At 63.3% G+C, this 14,583-nt stretch carries 15 protein-coding genes; 3 read left to right on the top strand and 12 right to left on the bottom strand.

Going from position 1 to position 14,583, the window contains the following annotated elements; all coding sequences use genetic code 11:
* Window positions 1-106 precede the first annotated feature (106 nt).
* The 3 genes from RYZ20_RS12115 to RYZ20_RS12105 are packed head-to-tail and all read left to right on the top strand — an operon-like array spanning window position 107 to window position 2,027.
* Complete coding sequence (locus RYZ20_RS12115) at window positions 107-1,189, top strand: cytochrome b/b6 domain-containing protein (RefSeq protein WP_317673835.1); 1,083 nt, start codon at window positions 107-109, stop codon at window positions 1,187-1,189.
* 5 nt (window positions 1,190-1,194) lie between these two features.
* Entirely contained in the window at window positions 1,195-1,584 is a 390-nt protein-coding gene (locus tag RYZ20_RS12110; protein WP_317673833.1) for a DUF1924 domain-containing protein, read from the top strand.
* Window positions 1,585-1,595: 11 nt separating this feature from the next.
* The gene (locus RYZ20_RS12105; protein WP_317673831.1) at window positions 1,596-2,027 is read left to right on the top strand and encodes a diheme cytochrome c; all 432 of its coding nucleotides are present in this window, start codon (window positions 1,596-1,598) and stop codon (window positions 2,025-2,027) included.
* A 76-nt stretch (window positions 2,028-2,103) separates the two neighbouring features.
* On the opposite strand, the gene RYZ20_RS12100 is transcribed toward RYZ20_RS12105, so the two are convergent.
* The 12 genes from RYZ20_RS12100 to ybgC form a co-directional block, all read right to left on the bottom strand.
* Window positions 2,104-4,020, bottom strand: coding sequence for a DEAD/DEAH box helicase (locus RYZ20_RS12100; RefSeq protein ID WP_317673829.1), 1,917 nt, complete (start codon window positions 4,018-4,020; stop codon window positions 2,104-2,106).
* Window positions 4,021-4,162: 142 nt separating this feature from the next.
* Window positions 4,163-4,750 carry an MOSC domain-containing protein gene (locus tag RYZ20_RS12095; protein ID WP_317673827.1) on the bottom strand — a complete coding sequence of 196 codons (588 nt, stop codon included), beginning with the start codon at window positions 4,748-4,750 and terminating at the stop codon, window positions 4,163-4,165.
* Window positions 4,750-5,550, bottom strand: a complete 801-nt coding sequence (locus tag RYZ20_RS12090; protein ID WP_317673825.1) for a methyltransferase domain-containing protein — start codon at window positions 5,548-5,550, stop codon at window positions 4,750-4,752. The genes RYZ20_RS12095 and RYZ20_RS12090 overlap by 1 nt, the downstream gene beginning before the upstream one ends.
* Before the next feature lie 2 nt (window positions 5,551-5,552).
* Window positions 5,553-7,451, bottom strand: a complete 1,899-nt coding sequence (ftsH, locus tag RYZ20_RS12085) for an ATP-dependent zinc metalloprotease FtsH (RefSeq protein WP_317673823.1) — start codon at window positions 7,449-7,451, stop codon at window positions 5,553-5,555.
* A 79-nt stretch (window positions 7,452-7,530) separates the two neighbouring features.
* Window positions 7,531-8,748: a tRNA lysidine(34) synthetase TilS gene (gene tilS / locus RYZ20_RS12080; protein WP_317674140.1), complete on the bottom strand. Its 1,218-nt coding sequence runs from the start codon at window positions 8,746-8,748 to the stop codon at window positions 7,531-7,533.
* Window positions 8,745-9,569 carry a tol-pal system protein YbgF gene (gene ybgF, locus RYZ20_RS12075; protein WP_317674138.1) on the bottom strand — a complete coding sequence of 275 codons (825 nt, stop codon included), beginning with the start codon at window positions 9,567-9,569 and terminating at the stop codon, window positions 8,745-8,747. The genes tilS and ybgF overlap by 4 nt, the downstream gene beginning before the upstream one ends.
* Before the next feature lie 2 nt (window positions 9,570-9,571).
* Window positions 9,572-10,093, bottom strand: coding sequence for a peptidoglycan-associated lipoprotein Pal (gene pal, locus RYZ20_RS12070; protein WP_317673821.1), 522 nt, complete (start codon window positions 10,091-10,093; stop codon window positions 9,572-9,574).
* A 76-nt stretch (window positions 10,094-10,169) separates the two neighbouring features.
* Entirely contained in the window at window positions 10,170-11,492 is a 1,323-nt protein-coding gene (tolB, locus tag RYZ20_RS12065) for a Tol-Pal system beta propeller repeat protein TolB (protein ID WP_411572349.1), read from the bottom strand.
* A 98-nt stretch (window positions 11,493-11,590) separates the two neighbouring features.
* Window positions 11,591-12,757: a hypothetical protein gene (locus RYZ20_RS12060; protein WP_317673819.1), complete on the bottom strand. Its 1,167-nt coding sequence runs from the start codon at window positions 12,755-12,757 to the stop codon at window positions 11,591-11,593.
* Window positions 12,758-12,784: 27 nt separating this feature from the next.
* Window positions 12,785-13,273, bottom strand: a complete 489-nt coding sequence (locus RYZ20_RS12055; RefSeq protein ID WP_317673817.1) for an ExbD/TolR family protein — start codon at window positions 13,271-13,273, stop codon at window positions 12,785-12,787.
* A gap of 3 nt (window positions 13,274-13,276) precedes the next feature.
* Window positions 13,277-13,972, bottom strand: coding sequence for a protein TolQ (tolQ, locus tag RYZ20_RS12050; RefSeq protein WP_317673815.1), 696 nt, complete (start codon window positions 13,970-13,972; stop codon window positions 13,277-13,279).
* 117 nt (window positions 13,973-14,089) lie between these two features.
* Window positions 14,090-14,488, bottom strand: coding sequence for a tol-pal system-associated acyl-CoA thioesterase (gene ybgC / locus RYZ20_RS12045; RefSeq protein ID WP_317673813.1), 399 nt, complete (start codon window positions 14,486-14,488; stop codon window positions 14,090-14,092).
* Window positions 14,489-14,583 lie beyond the last annotated feature (95 nt).

Below are 14,583 nucleotides of genomic sequence, written 5' to 3'. Positions count from 1 at the left end.
TCCGGTTGCCCGCCCGATTTCTGTATGCATCCGCCTCCGGCGTCAGCCCAGTGTCAGCAAGGATCGGTATTCATGGCCTTGCGCATCCCGCGCGGGGACACTGAACATGCCGACGATATATATCTGGGACCGCTTTATCCGCAGCTTCCACTGGGGGCTTGTTGCCTCGGTCGGCTTGGCGGCGGCGACGGGGTTCCTGCTGGGCGCCGATGTGCTGGTCTGGCACCTGATCGGCGGAGGCATCGCGGCGGCACTGGTGATCGCCCGCCTCGTCTGGGGGATGACGGGCAACGGCTACGCGCGGTTTTCTTCGTTCCTGACCGGCCCGCGCGAGATACTCGCGCATCTGCGCGGCGGCCCGCGCCACCTTGGCCACAACCCGCTTGGCGGCCTGATGGTGATCGCGCTGATCGCGATGATCCTTGCCTTGGCGCTATCCGGCCTGCTGGTGCTTGGCGGGACGCTGAAAACCGGGCCGTTCGCCTTTGTCACCTATGCCTCGGGATCGACCGCAAAAGAACTGCACGAGGCGCTGGCAACGACGCTTCTGGTCATGGTCGGGCTGCATCTTGGCGGGGTTGTCCTTGAATCCTTGCGTGGCCGCGAGAACCTTGCCCGCGCAATGGTGACAGGCCGCAAAGAAGCCCGCGCAGGCGACCACCCACCTGCGGCGCGAGCGGCGCGCCCCGCGCTGGCCCTGTCGGTGATTGTTGCAACCGCATTTGGTCTGGGTGCTGTCGGCATGAGCCTCGCCACCAAGCCCGCGCAGGGCGTTCCCGTCGCGACATGGGACGCGGAAACACAGGAAGAATGCACCGCCTGCCATATGGGCTATCACCCTTCGCTTCTGCCCGCCGCAAGCTGGCGCGCGCTCACTGCCAACCTTGACGATCACTTCGGCGAGGACGCTAGCCTTTCGCCCGACATGACCGCGCGGATCACCGACTGGCTGACCGCCAATGCCGCCGATACGGCAGACAGTTACCCCGCCCACAGGCTCGCACGCGTGAACGCCGAAGCGCCCTATACCCTGACCCGCACCCGCTTTTGGACGCGGCGCCATTCCGACATCCCCGACGCGGTTTTCGCCCGCAAATCCGTTGTCAGCCGCTCGAACTGCGCTGCCTGCCACGCGGACGCCGAAACCGGCTGGTTCAGCCCCTTCTCGATTTCCATTCCCAAGGAGTAACCCCCATGAAAATGCTCATGATCGTCGCTTTGCTTGCTGCAAACCCGGCCTTCGCTGGCGACACCACCCCCGCTGACCAGATCGCGCGCTTCAGCGCCGAGGCCGGACAACCAGCCGACGCCGCACGCGGCAAAGCTCTGTTCTCCGCCAATCACACCGGCGGCAAACCCGACACGCCGTCGTGCACCACCTGCCACACCAACGACCCGCGCAAGGGCGGCAAGGCCCGCACCGGCAAGGCGATCGAGCCGATGGCACCGTCGGCCAACCCTGCCCGTTTCACCGACACCGCCAAGGTCGACAAATGGTTCGGCCGCAACTGCAATTCCGTTCTCGGGCGTGACTGCACCGCCCTCGAAAAAGCCGACGTAATCGCCTGGCTTGCCAGCCTCTGATGGAGACCAAAATGCGCTATATTCTTCCCTTCCTGCTTCTTGCCACGCCTGCTCTGGCTGGCGGAGACTATATTCAACCCGTCACCGATCCACTGACTCAGGCTGAATGTTCGGCTTGCCATATGGCCTTCCCGCCGCGCCTTCTGCCCTCGGAAAGCTGGCGTAAGATCGTGGGCAACCTGTCCAACCACTTCGGCGAGGACGCAAGCCTGCCTGCCGCCGACGCCAAGGCGATTGCCGATTATCTTGCGGGCGCCACCAAGTCGGCCAAAACCGTTAAAGGCATGGACCCTGCCAACCCGCCGATGCGGATCACGGAGCTGCGCTGGTTCACCCACGAGCATAACGGCGAAGTTTCGGCTGCCCGCAAAAAGAAGGCCGGTTCGATGGCGAACTGCACCGCCTGCCACCGTGGCGCGGATAAAGGGTATTTCGAGGACTGATCCCTTCCCTCGAAAAGAAAGGCGCCGGTAAGCTGATGCTTCCGGCGCCTTTTCAATTCGTCAGATCGCGTGCGTCTTAGCCGCGCTTGCCGCGATGCGGCTTGGTGGTTTTGCCTGCGTATTTGGCCTTGGGTTTGCCCGGTTTGGCCGCCGCATCCCCCGATTTCTTCCACGCGGGCTTGCCCGGTTTGTCATCGGCAAACTTGCGCGGCTTATCGTCGGAATATTTGCGGGGTTTGTCGTCAGAATACTTCCGCGGCTTGTCATCGTCATATTTGCGCGGCTTGTCGGTCGAGCGACCCTCTTTCCACGCCGGTTTCTCGCCGGAGCCACGGTGCGGCTTGCCCGAGAAGCTGCGCTTCGGGCCGCCTTTGCGACGCGGATCAAACCCGCCCTTGCCGCCCCCGCGCACCGCATCAGGCACACCATTCAGCATCACCAAAGACAGGCCATCCGCGATTTCCATCGTCGGACCCAAAGCATCAAGGAAATGCCCGACCACGTTTTCCGACACCTCGACAAAGGTCTCATCGTCGAAAATACGGATCGCGCCGATTTCCGAACGGGTAATCCCGCCCGCTTCACAAACCTTCGGCATCACCCATTTCGGGCTGGCGTTATCGGCTCGACCGATCGGCAGCGCAAACCAGCGGCTCGGGCCGAAATTCGACCCCGGCGCGACGCGCGGCGCAATCGGATCAAGCTCTTCAGGCGCCGAGCGCTGACCGCGCCACAGGCGCATCATCGCAAGGGCAATCTGCTCGGGCGAGCGCTGCGACAGAATCGCAGCCAGCGTCGCGGCCTCGGCATCAGCGGCCGGATCTTCCCAGACCTGATCGGCCAAAAGGCGGGCCTCGTCACGCTCCAGCACAGCCTCGGCCGACGGGCCGGGCACCCACTCGGCGGTAACTTTGGCGCCGCGCAGCATCCGCTCGGCACGGTTGCGCGCACGCGGCGGCACGATCAGCGCGGAAATCCCCTTACGGCCCGCACGACCCGTCCGGCCCGAGCGGTGCAAAAGCGCCTCTTCGCTTTGCGGAAGCTCCGCGTGGATCACAAGATCAAGGTTCGGCAGGTCGATCCCGCGCGCGGCAACATCGGTTGCCACACAAACGCGCGCGCGCCCGTCGCGCATCGCCTGAAGCGCATGGCTCCGCTCGGATTGCGTAAGCTCGCCCGACAGCGACACAACCGCAAAGCCACGGTTCGACAGCCGCGTCACGAGGCGCGCCACCGAGGCACGCGTATTGGCGAAGACGATCGAATTCGGCGGCTCGTAGAACCGCAGAAGGTTGGTGATCGCGTTTTCCTGATCGTGCTCGGCCACCATCACGGCGCGGTAGTCGATGTCCGTATGCTGATTGCCCGACGATTGGGTCGAAATCCGGTGCGCGTCGCGTTGATAGCGCTTGGCAAGGCGCGCGATCTCGGGCGAGACCGTCGCCGAGAACAGAAGCGTCTGGCGGCTTTCGGGGGCCGCATCGAGGATCGTCTCAAGGTCTTCGCGGAAACCCAGATCCAGCATCTCGTCTGCCTCGTCCAGCACAACCGCGCGCAGTTCCGACAGGTCGATCGCGCCACGACGCAGGTGGTCGCACAGGCGGCCGGGCGTCGCCACGACGATATGCGCGCCACGTTCCAGCGAGCGACGCTCCGAACGCGCGTCCATCCCGCCGACGCAAGACGCCAGAACCGCGCCCGCCTCTTTATAGAGCCAACTCAGCTCGTGGCGCACCTGCATCGCAAGTTCGCGCGTCGGCGCAATCACCAGGGCCAGCGGCGCCGCCGGAACGGTGAATACATCCGCATTCCCAAGGATCGTCGGCGCAATCGCCAGACCGAAGCTAACGGTTTTGCCGGACCCCGTCTGCGCCGAAACCAGAAGATCCGCGCCTTCAAGGCCTGGCTCGGTGACGGCCTCCTGAACGGCGGTCAAAGAGGTGTAACCACGGGCCGCGAGCGCGGTGGAGAGGGACTGTTTCACAAGGGGCATCCGATCAGGGCGCCGAGCGGGCACCTGGGTTTAGCGGGAGATTGGGTCGATCTCGGCCCCGCGTCGCCGAGCAAACCCGCCACCTACAGGGAATGAAGCCGCGCGTAAAGGCCTTGTTTTGCGCCAACCTTAAAGAATAGGGCTATTGCCGCTCGTCCTCGGCCCAAAGGCGCTGCGCGGGCACATAAAGCCGCAGGCTTTGTCCGGGTTTCAGGATACCCGGTTTCTCGACCCACGCAGTCACTCCGCGCCGACCAGTTGCTGCGGGTTTATAGGCCGCGCCGAACCCCTCGTGACGGGTTTCGATTTCTTTGGCGATGACCGTGCAGGGCAGGTTTTCCATATCAACGACAAGCGTCGCGCCATCCGGCCCCTGCAGGCGCGACGACGGCGGCAAATGCGTCAAATCCGGCAGGCCGCGCAGCACGATATTCGCGCCCACAAGGCAAGGGTCCAGCTCGGGCAAGCCCATCGCAAGCGCGCTCTTGGCCAGCTCTTCGGACGACAGTATGGTGATCTGGCGAACATTGGCGATCTCGATCCCGCGCTTGTGCAGCGCTTGCACGCGGCCACAGGCGGGGCGTGTCCGGCCCGAGTGCTTTTCGCCCTTCGCACCATCCCAACCAAGTTTCAACTGCCCGACGGGGTGCGAGACACGTCCCTCCCCTTCGGGAACAACGCCCAGAAAGACGATCTCGCCCGCAAATTCTGTCGCCTTTAGCGAAGCCATCAGGACACCTTCACCACAAGGAACACGCGGCGAAACGGGAACAGGACCGAGCCATCAGCCTCAGGCGGATAGGCCACTTCCAGCGCCCGTTCGTAGCGTTTGACGAAAGCCTCTTGTTCGGCGGCTGTCAGCTTTTCAAGGAACGGGCGCATGATCGTCGCTTCGGTAAAGTGCCGGATCGGGTGGCCATCGCCTTGTAGGCGCAGGCGTTGCAGATAATCGGTCTGCCACAGATCCGCCTCGCCCAAGGGCTGCAAGATACGCGCGTAATCGGGCAGATCCGCAACCGGCGGAACCCAGCCGGTGAAATCAAAGCGGTCGGGGAACATCTCGGCAGCAAATTCGCGCAAGAACCGGTGCGAGGGTGCCCCGTTCTGACGCGGCATTTGCACAGCCAGCACCCCGCCCGGCCGCAGCATCCCCGCCAGTCGGGGCAACAGCGCCGCATGATCAGGCAACCATTGCAGCGCAGCGTTCGAGAAGATCAGCGCGGGCGGCTTGTTCGTCGGCTCCCACGACTGAATATCCACCAGATCGCAGCGATGGTAGGCGCCTGTAGCGGCGGCCTTTTTCAGCATCTCGACCGAGTTATCGACGCCGACGATCTTGCGTTTGGTGAAACGGCGGCTCAGTTCTTCGGCCACCGCACCGCTGCCGCAACCAAGGTCGATCACCCGCCCCTGTTCGGGAAGCACGGGCACCCGCGCCAGCAAATCCAGCGCGGGCCGCAGACGCAGGTCACGAAAGCGCCCGTAGCGTTCGGGGCTCCAGTCAGTGTGACCTTGCGCCTTGTCCGCCATGATCAGGCCGTCGGCTCGGGGGCGGTGTCGCCACCCTTCTTGCGCGATTTTGTCTTGGGCAGCGCGGTTACTGACGGGTTGCCCGAGGGCGTATCATCGCTGTCGTCGCCGCCCAGATGCTCGCCCGACATGACCTTCTTGATTTCGTCACCGGTCAGGGTTTCGTATTCCAAAAGACCCTGCGCCAGTCGCTCCCATTCCTCGTTGCGCTCTTCCAGAATACGCTTGGCGGTCTGGTAGCCCTCTTCGATCAGGTCGCGCACCTCGGTCTCGATCAGCTCTTTGGTCTTGGCCGACACCGAGAACCCGCCGGTGTTACCCTGATAGCCCTCATGCGCCTCGGAGTAGTCGATGTTGCCGACCTTGTCGGACATCCCCCACCGCATCACCATCGCACGCGCGATAGCCGAGGCCTGCATGATGTCGCCCGCAGGGCCGTTCGACACATGGTCTTCGCCCCATTTGCGGATCTCGGCAGCCTTGCCCGCCATCGTCATGGCGATCTTCTGCTTGGCCTCGTCCTTGTGATAGTTCAGCCGGTCCATTTCGGGCAGCGAAACCACCATACCAAGCGCCTGACCACGCGGAATGATCGTCGCCTTATAGACAGGGTCGCACTTGGGCAGCGCAAGGCCGACAACGGCGTGCCCCGCTTCGTGATAGGCGGTCATCTCTTTTTGCTCGGGCGTCAGCACCATCGAGCGCCGCTCGACACCCAGCATCACCTTGTCCTTGGCGTTCTCGAAATCTTCCATCGTGACAAAGCGGCGCCCCACACGCGCGGCCATCAGTGCGGCCTCGTTCACAAGGTTCATCAGGTCCGCGCCCGAGAACCCGGGCGTGCCGCGCGCAATCACGCGCAGATCGACATCGGGGCCGGTCGGCACTTTGCGGGCGTGGACGGTAAGGATTTTCTCGCGCCCCTTGATGTCGGGGTTCGGGACGTGGATCTGGCGGTCAAAGCGACCGGGGCGCAGAAGCGCGGGGTCCAGCACGTCTTTGCGGTTCGTCGCAGCGATGATGATGATGCCTTCGTTGGCCTCGAACCCGTCCATCTCGACCAGAAGCTGGTTGAGGGTCTGCTCGCGTTCGTCATTGCCGCCGCCGATACCAACGCCACGCGCGCGGCCCACGGCGTCGATCTCGTCGATGAACACGATGCAAGGGGCGTTTTTCTTGGCCTGTTCGAACATATCGCGCACACGGCTTGCGCCGACGCCCACGAACATTTCCACAAAGTCGGACCCCGAAATGGTGAAGAACGGCACACCCGCCTCGCCCGCGATAGCGCGCGCAAGCAGCGTTTTACCCGTGCCGGGCGGACCAACCAAAAGCGCGCCCTTCGGGATTTTGCCACCCAAACGGCTGAACTTTTGCGGATTGCGCAGGAACTCGACGATTTCTTCAAGCTCTTCCTTGGCCTCGTCGATGCCCGCCACGTCGTCAAAGGTCACGCGGCCCTGCTTTTCGGTCAGCAGCTTGGCCTTTGATTTGCCAAAGCCCATCGCGCCGCCTTTGCCGCCGCCCTGCATCCGGTTCATGAAGAATACCCAGATACCGATCAGCACGATGAAGGGCAGCCAGACACCGAGGAGCGACATAAAGCCCGATTGCTCTTGCTTGACCACGCGCACCGTCACGCCTTTGTCGACAAGCCGGTCGGTGATCGTGTCGGCCACAGGCTTCACGGTCGAGAAATTGCCGTCCTGCGTCTGGTAGCGCACATCCTCTCCGTCGATCGTCACCGAGGTCACTTTGCCCGCATCGACCGCCGACAGAAATTCCGAATAGCTTTTCGAGCTGGCGTTCATCGTGCTCTGGCCGTCACCGAACAGGTTGAACAGTGCCAAAATCAGCAGAAACAGCACGGCCCAGAAAGCGAGATTGCGCGCATTACCCAAGGGGGATCCTCCAAAACTCAGTCAGGCGGCGAAAGCATCGCAGCCTTTGATTGTGAAAATAGGGATTCGGCGGGGAGGTTCAACGCCTCAATAGCGAAGAAAGGAACGATCCGGCAGCAATTGTCGCTTTCCAGCCGTTTTCGAGGCCCGCCAAGGGGGCAGAAACCAGTGTTTCACCCTGCCAGACCGCAGGCGAGGCCAAAAGCGAGGCGCGCGGAAGGCCCGTTTTGCGCCAGTCCGGACACTGGCGCAGCCCCTCGGCCCCCAGTGACGCGATCTCTTGGCCCGCCGTTGCTGGCCCGCTCAAATGCCAGCGGTCCCAAAGCTGCCCCGCAGACACCCGAAGCTCCGCTACAGTATTAGCCTCTCGTGTGATGCGAATCTCGGCATCGCTCGACGTCATGCGGCAACCATGCAAGGTGCGGCCCCTGTGCTCTGGCAATTCCGCCAGAAAATTGTCCACCTTGGTGGCGCGCGGCGCATACTCCGCGCCCGAAACCCATCGCAATGCTGCGACAATCAGGCGGCGTTGCAGCTCGGGCGGCAGGGCGGCGGCAAACGCCCCTGCCCCGATCACCAGATCGCCGCGATCCTCGTTCACATGCACCATCGCAAAACCGTGCAAGACCGCCCCAAGCGCGGCCTCTGCCGCCGCCAGATGCCCGACCACCGCCGAAAGCTTCTGCGCCGTCACCCCCACGGGCGCCAGCCCTTGCAGCGCGTTTCGCGCCTTCACCCGATCAAAGCGCTCGTTCGCGTTGCTTGGATCATCGACCCACGCAATCCCGCGCGCGGTCAGAAACGCGCGTAACTCGGCGCGCGTGGCAGCCAGAAACGGGCGGTGCCAGATAACCCCCTCGGCCTCGAACCGACGCCGCATCCCCGACAGCCCTTCAAGCCCCGCCTCGCGCGCAAGACGCATCAAAAAGGTCTCGGCCTGATCGTCGGCGGTATGGCCAAGCGCCACATGGGCGATGCCGTTTTCGCGCGCCCAAGCCCCGACCAGCCGCAACCGCGCACGGCGCGCCTGATCCATCAGGTTGCCGCTTGGCACAGGCCCGTCCCAGCGAAGCGTGCTATGCGCGACCCCGATCCGTGCGCAGGCCGCCGCCACAAAGCGCGCCTCCTCGGCCGCCTCGGGGCGCAGCCCGTGATCGACCGTCACCGCCGCAACCTGATAACGGCCCGCCAAAAGATGCAGCGTTGCCATCGAATCCGACCCGCCCGAAACGGCAACCCCGACGCGAGTTACCGCATCGGGGTCAAAAGCTGTCTCTGTCAGATCGTGCAGCCTCACTGGCACCCGAGCGCCTGACGCGCCCCCACCGATTGATCCGCCGCCGAGGTTCCCGGAAAGCGGCGCACCACCTGATCGAGCGTCGCGCAGGCTTCGGGCTTTTGCCCGATCTCGCCCAAAGATTTCCCAAGCATCAGCAGGGAATCAGGTGCACGCGCGCCGGTTTTATCCGCGTTAAACGCATCCAGCCACGAGCGCGCAGCGGCGGTGGTATTGCCGGTTTTGCTTAGCGCCTCGCCACGCAGATACATCGCCTCCGAGCCAAGCGGGCTGCCGGGGTAGATCTCGTTGAACTTGGCAAAGCCTGCCGCCGCCCCCGCGAAATCCGCGCCATCAAAGGCGGCTTTCGCGCGGTCGAAATCGGCCTGCTCGTTCATCGCTAAAGACATGCCAGCCGGTTCGGTCGCATTCGGCGCGGGCGCCGTTACCGGAGAGGCCGAAGCCACGCCACCCAGAACGCCCGTCTGGCCAAGGGTCGAAATATCGCAGCCCTCCTCCAGCTCGCACAGGCGGAATTCCAGGTCGCCAATCCGGTTCGTGCCATCGGCCACCACCTGATTGATCCGGTTTTCTAAAGCCTCGGTGCGCGAAGTCAGGCGGCTCAGCGAGCCCTCCATCGCATCCATCCGCTCCAGCGCAGACGCTCCGCCCGCGGCCTGAATGCCCTGAGCCCCCGAGGCGACCAGCTCACCCCGAAGCCCCTGCACCTGCGCCGCAAGCTGCGCCAGTTCCGAACGAATATCGGCAAGGGTTTGCGCGTCCTGCGCAAGCGCGGGCACGCCCACGAGAACAGCCGCACTGACAAGAAGGACGCGCAACATCATCAGCTCCCCGCGCCGAGCGAAATCACCGTCACAGCGCGGCGGTTCTTGGAGTAGCAATCCTCGGTCGAGCAGACCTCAAGCGGACGCTCTTTGCCGTAGGACACCGTGCGCAGGCGCGAACCGGCAACCCCTTGCGAGACAAGGTATTCCTGCACCGCATTCGCGCGGCGCGCCCCAAGTGCGAGGTTGTATTCGCGCGTGCCTTGTTCGTCGGCGTGGCCTTCGATGATGGCGTTATAGGCCGGATGGCTGCCCAGCCATTGCGCCTGACCGGCCAGAACCGTGCGCGCCTCGGCACCAAGCGTCGACTGATCCACCGCGAAGAGGATCTTATCCCCTACGCGCGCGCTGAAATACGCGGGCGAGTTCGGGTCGTTGATGTCGCCCATCGAGACGCCACCATCGCCATACACGCCACCCGGATCATTCACGCCGCTGCCGTTCGCGTATTTGTCGGGATTGCTACAGGCCGCGAGCGCCAGCCCTGCCAGAACGATCACTGCCTTCGTTGCGATTTTCATTTTTCTTACCGCCTTATTTTAGCTGCCCATTGCAGCACAGATTAACAGGTTCCTTGCCCCTTGTGAATCCGCCCGCTCAGGGCAGAAGGGGCGACCACGCCGGATCGGAAGCGGCCGTGCCATTTTCGACCTTCTTCAGGTTCCGGCCCGAAATATCGACCGAGTAAAGCTGCGCGCCGCCCGCCGCTCCGGGGCTTTCGCGCGTAAACATGATAACCCGCCCATTGGGGGACCAAGTCGGGCCTTCATCAAGAAACGATGCCGTGAGCAGACGCTCTTCGGAGCCATCTGTGCGCATCACGCCAATATGGAAGCGCCCCGCGTGTTGCTTGGTAAAGGCCACCAGATCGCCGCGCGGGCTCCAGACCGGGGTGCCATAGCGCCCCTCGCCAAAGGAAATCCGCTGCGGCTCGCCGCCACCTGCGGGCATGATGTAAAGCTGCTGCGTGCCGGAGCGGTCGGATTCAAACACGATCCGGCTGCCGTCGGGGGAATAGCTTGGCGCTGTTTCAATAGCGGGCGAGTTGGTCAGGCGCGACGGCGCCGAGCCGTTCACACCCATCGACCACAGGTCGGTGTTACCGCCCTGCTCCATCGAATAGACGATCGATTGCCCATCGGGCGAGAACCGCGGCGCAAAGGTCATGGTGCCGGGAATCTCGGGCAGAAGCTGAGACGTCACCGTGCCGACATTCAGCATTTTGATACGCGGGAAGCCGGTCTCAAACGTCGTATAAAGCACGCGATCCCCCGAGGGCGAAAACCGCGGCGCCAGCACGATGGTCGAGCTATCGGTCAGGTATTGAACATTCGCACCGTCGTAATCCATCACGGCGAGACGCTTCTGGCGCGCGTTTTTCGGACCGTTCTCGGCGACATAAACGACGCGGCTGTCGAAATAGCCGCTTTCGCCGGTGATCCGCGAATAGATGACATCGGCCACCTTATGCGCCAGACGACGCCAGCTTGCCGATCCGGCGGCAAGCTGCTGGCCTTCGCCCATTTGCTGCCCCGAGAAAATGTCGAACAGGCGGAATTTCACGACCACCTTGTCGCCCTGCATCGACACAGCGCCCATAATCAGCGCCTGCGCATTGATCGCCTGCCAATCCGCGTAGGACACCGGCGCGTCGAACACCCCGAAGCTTTGGATATGCGCCTCACGCGGGATTTCGCGGAAGAGACCCGTGCCCGACAGATCCGCCGCGATCACGGCTGCGATCTGATTGGCCATCGGCCCCGCATCGCCCGTTTCCGCCACAAAGGCAGGCTGCGCGAAGGGCAAAGGTTCGATCACGCCGTCGGTAATTTCGATCCGAAGCGGGCCGCCCTGGGCCAAGGCCGCCATCGGGGCCAGCACAACGGCCAGCACCAGAGCCATCAGAAATCGCATCATCATGTCCTTCCCTTTCAGGGGAGTTTTCAACGTGTTAACCCCATCGCGCAACCTTTGCGGCGAAAACAGGGGAAAATTCGCGGAAAATTGCCAAAACCGTCTCACTTCATCCTCATTTTTTCAGGGTTGAAGACGATTTCGATCTCTTTCCAGTGGTCGTATTTCTCGGGCGGAAGCGGGAAGCCATCGGACCCGCAGCGCACAATCGCACGCCGCCCGGCCTCATAGGCCTGCTTGGCTGCCGCCTCGGAGCCGCCCTCATAGCCGACCATGCGGATCGACCCGATGTCGGGTTTCGCGTCCGGCCCCATCGAGACAGACACCGTCACCGAGGTGCGCAGCGCCTCGGACGACAGCGCACCGACGTTCCAGCAGCGCTTCACATCGACGATCAGCGCCTCTTTCTCGCCCGAGGTCACCGGCGGACCAGAGGGCGCGCGGCCCGTGCCACCCGTCCCCGTGCCGCCCGCCTCCTTCATCGCCTCAGCCAAGGCATCGTTGACCGCATCCTTTTTCACCGCGGGCGCGGCAGGTTTGGGCGTATCGGCTTTCGGCGCGGGCTTGGGCGGTGTCGGTTTAGCGCGCGGACGCGGCGAAGACTTCGGCGCCGAAGTCGTCGCCTTCTCTTCGGTCTTGGTGGCCTCGGTCACGATCTCGGTCGTCGCCTCTGGCGGCGCGGCCTCGTCCTTTTTCTCGACCTCTTCGGCGGGGGCTGCATCCTTATCGGGGCGCGTTTCCGCCTGCGCCAGATCAGAGACCTTCGCATCAGGCTCCGGCGCCTCAGCCGGCGTAGGGGCCACGCGCGGTGCGGGCTTGGGTTTCGGGCGCGGGCTGAACTCGGGCGCGATTGTATCTTGCGGCACCTCGACCGGCGGCATCATCTCTGGCGGCACCTCGGTCACGTCCACCGGTTCGGGCGGAGGCTCGGTCAGGTCCGTCATATCGGGCTGCGGTTCGGGTTCGGCCACAGGTTCCGGCAACGGTTCCGGCGGAGGCTCGGGCGCCACCTCGGGTTCTGGCGTCGGCGCATCAACAGGCGCAGGCTCGACTGTGGGAACCTCGGGCGGCGTCACCTCGGTCTCGGACGGCGCAGGCGCCGCGGCCACCATTGCGGCGAACTCGGCCTCGGAGATCACCGAAACTTCCGACAGGACAATCGGCTCCGAAGGCTTGGGTTTGAACCAGCTACCGCCCAGCAATACCCAGGCAATCACGCCCAGATGAAGCGCGGCCGATATGCCGTAGCCAACCCTGTCTGCCCGATCCATGCGCATAGCCGCGCGCCTCGCCTTGCGTTACTGGCCCGTTGCAGGCGCCTGGCCACCAAGCGATGGCCCGCCCACATCCGTTACCAGCGTGATATTCGAGAACCCGCCCGCATTGAGCGCACCCATCACCTCGACCACGCGGGAATATTCGATCCCGCCATCCGCGCGCAAAAACACCTTGTCGCTTTCACGCTCTTGCGCGACTGCCTGCAAGCGCCCGATCAGCTCTTCCATCGGCACCGGCGTGTTCATCATCGACACCGTGCCATCCAGTTGCAGCGAGATCGTCAATGGCTCTTCCTGCTCGGTCGGCACGGCCTTGGCCGCCGTCTTCGGCAGCTCCAGCGGCACCCCCACCGTCATCATCGGCGCCGCGACCATGAAGATGATCAAGAGCACCAGCATCACATCCACCATCGGCGTGACGTTGATCTCGGCCATAGCCTGATGACGGCCTGCGCGCCCTCTGCGGCGGCGTCCCCCGCCCCCGCCTTTTTTCATCACACCCGCGCCCATGGCTCAGGCGTCCAGCTGGCGCGAAAGGATCGTCGTGAATTCGTCGGCAAAGGCCGCATAGCCGCCCGAGATTTTATCCGCGTCCGACGACAGCTTGTTGTAGAAGATCACCGCCGGGATTGCCGCCAGAAGGCCAAGCGCGGTTGCGACCAGTGCCTCGGAGATACCGGGCGCCACAACGGCAAGCGAGGTGTTTTGCGAAATCGCGATTTCCTCGAACGCGACCTTGATCCCCCAGACCGTGCCGAACAGCCCGACGAAGGGCGCGGTCGACCCAACGGTCGCAAGAAAATTCAGCCCCGAGTTCAGCGTCTCTTCGGCCTTGGCAATCGCCACATCCATCGAGCGTTCGATCCGCGCCTGCGCGCCTGCGATCAGCTCACCATCCGAGCGATGCGAACGGCGCCACTCCAGCATCCCTGCCGCGAAAATCTTCTGGCTGGCACCCTCGGGCGCGGGGCCAATCTGGTCGAACAGCTCTTCCAGCGGCTCGCCGGACCAGAAGGCGCGGTCAAAGGCATCGGCCTCGGAGCGCGCGGCGCGGAAGGTCAGGAATTTGCGGATGATGATCGCCCATGACCAGAAACTGGACACGATTAGCAACAGCACCACAAGTTTCACGGTAAAGGAGGCACGCGCAAAAAGCGCAAACAAGGAGAAGTCCATCTCCTGCGCCATCGCAAGGGCTTGATGTTCCATAGATCACTGCTCGCCGGTTATGGCCACGTTTGTGTGGCTCTGATTAGCAGCGATTCTACACAAGGTTCAGAGGGATTGCCATAACATCTGCGTCAACTCGGCGCAGGATTGGCCGCTTTAATGCACAGGCGGCGCAAGTTTTCGGCGGATTTCGGCCGGAAGGCGGGCAACACTGCCTTCTTCGGTCATGCATACCAGCACGACCTGAGCCTCAAAGAGCCGCTCCTCGCCGCGCCAGATCGACTGATCCAGTGTGATCCGCGCGCCGGTTTCCGCCACCAGATCGGTGCGCACCGTCAGCAGATCGTCGAACTTGGCCGAGCGCAGATAGTCGGCCTCGACCCGGCGCACCGCAAAGACAATGCCATGATCGCGCTTGAGCGCCGCCTGATCCACCCCGACCGAGCGCACCCACTCACTGCGGCCACGCTCGATGAATTTCAGGTAATTCGCGTAATAGACGATCCCCGCAAGATCGGTATCTTCGTAATAGACGCGTAATTGAAATTCATGCATAGCGCGATCTCCGCAGAAAGCTACCAGATTTTGTATAATCTGTTGATTTTGTTGCGATTGTCAATCATATTTACGCGTCCATAGACAAGACAATG

The sequence above is a fragment of the Pseudothioclava alba genome (assembly GCF_033100795.1).
In the GTDB taxonomy this organism is placed as follows: Bacteria; Pseudomonadota; Alphaproteobacteria; order Rhodobacterales; family Rhodobacteraceae; genus Pseudothioclava.
The sequence above is the reverse complement of the archived record's forward strand: the minus strand, read 5'-3'. Positions and strand labels throughout refer to the sequence as shown.

Bases quoted from the DNA above. Each gene is read 5' to 3' on its own strand.
- RYZ20_RS12115 (WP_317673835.1), top strand. From the start codon at position 107: ATGCCGACGATATATATCTGGGACCGCTTTATCCGCAGCTTCCACTGG.
- RYZ20_RS12110 (WP_317673833.1), top strand. From the start codon at position 1,195: ATGAAAATGCTCATGATCGTCGCTTTGCTTGCTGCAAACCCGGCCTTC.
- RYZ20_RS12105 (WP_317673831.1), top strand. From the start codon at position 1,596: ATGCGCTATATTCTTCCCTTCCTGCTTCTTGCCACGCCTGCTCTGGCT.
- RYZ20_RS12100 (WP_317673829.1), bottom strand. From the start codon at position 4,020: ATGCCCCTTGTGAAACAGTCCCTCTCCACCGCGCTCGCGGCCCGTGGT.
- RYZ20_RS12095 (WP_317673827.1), bottom strand. From the start codon at position 4,750: ATGGCTTCGCTAAAGGCGACAGAATTTGCGGGCGAGATCGTCTTTCTG.
- RYZ20_RS12090 (WP_317673825.1), bottom strand. From the start codon at position 5,550: ATGGCGGACAAGGCGCAAGGTCACACTGACTGGAGCCCCGAACGCTAC.
- ybgF (WP_317674138.1), bottom strand. From the start codon at position 9,569: ATGTTGCGCGTCCTTCTTGTCAGTGCGGCTGTTCTCGTGGGCGTGCCC.
- pal (WP_317673821.1), bottom strand. From the start codon at position 10,093: ATGAAAATCGCAACGAAGGCAGTGATCGTTCTGGCAGGGCTGGCGCTC.
- tolB (WP_411572349.1), bottom strand. From the start codon at position 11,492: ATGATGATGCGATTTCTGATGGCTCTGGTGCTGGCCGTTGTGCTGGCC.
- RYZ20_RS12060 (WP_317673819.1), bottom strand. From the start codon at position 12,757: ATGGATCGGGCAGACAGGGTTGGCTACGGCATATCGGCCGCGCTTCAT.
- RYZ20_RS12055 (WP_317673817.1), bottom strand. From the start codon at position 13,273: ATGGGCGCGGGTGTGATGAAAAAAGGCGGGGGCGGGGGACGCCGCCGC.
- tolQ (WP_317673815.1), bottom strand. From the start codon at position 13,972: ATGGAACATCAAGCCCTTGCGATGGCGCAGGAGATGGACTTCTCCTTG.
- ybgC (WP_317673813.1), bottom strand. From the start codon at position 14,488: ATGCATGAATTTCAATTACGCGTCTATTACGAAGATACCGATCTTGCG.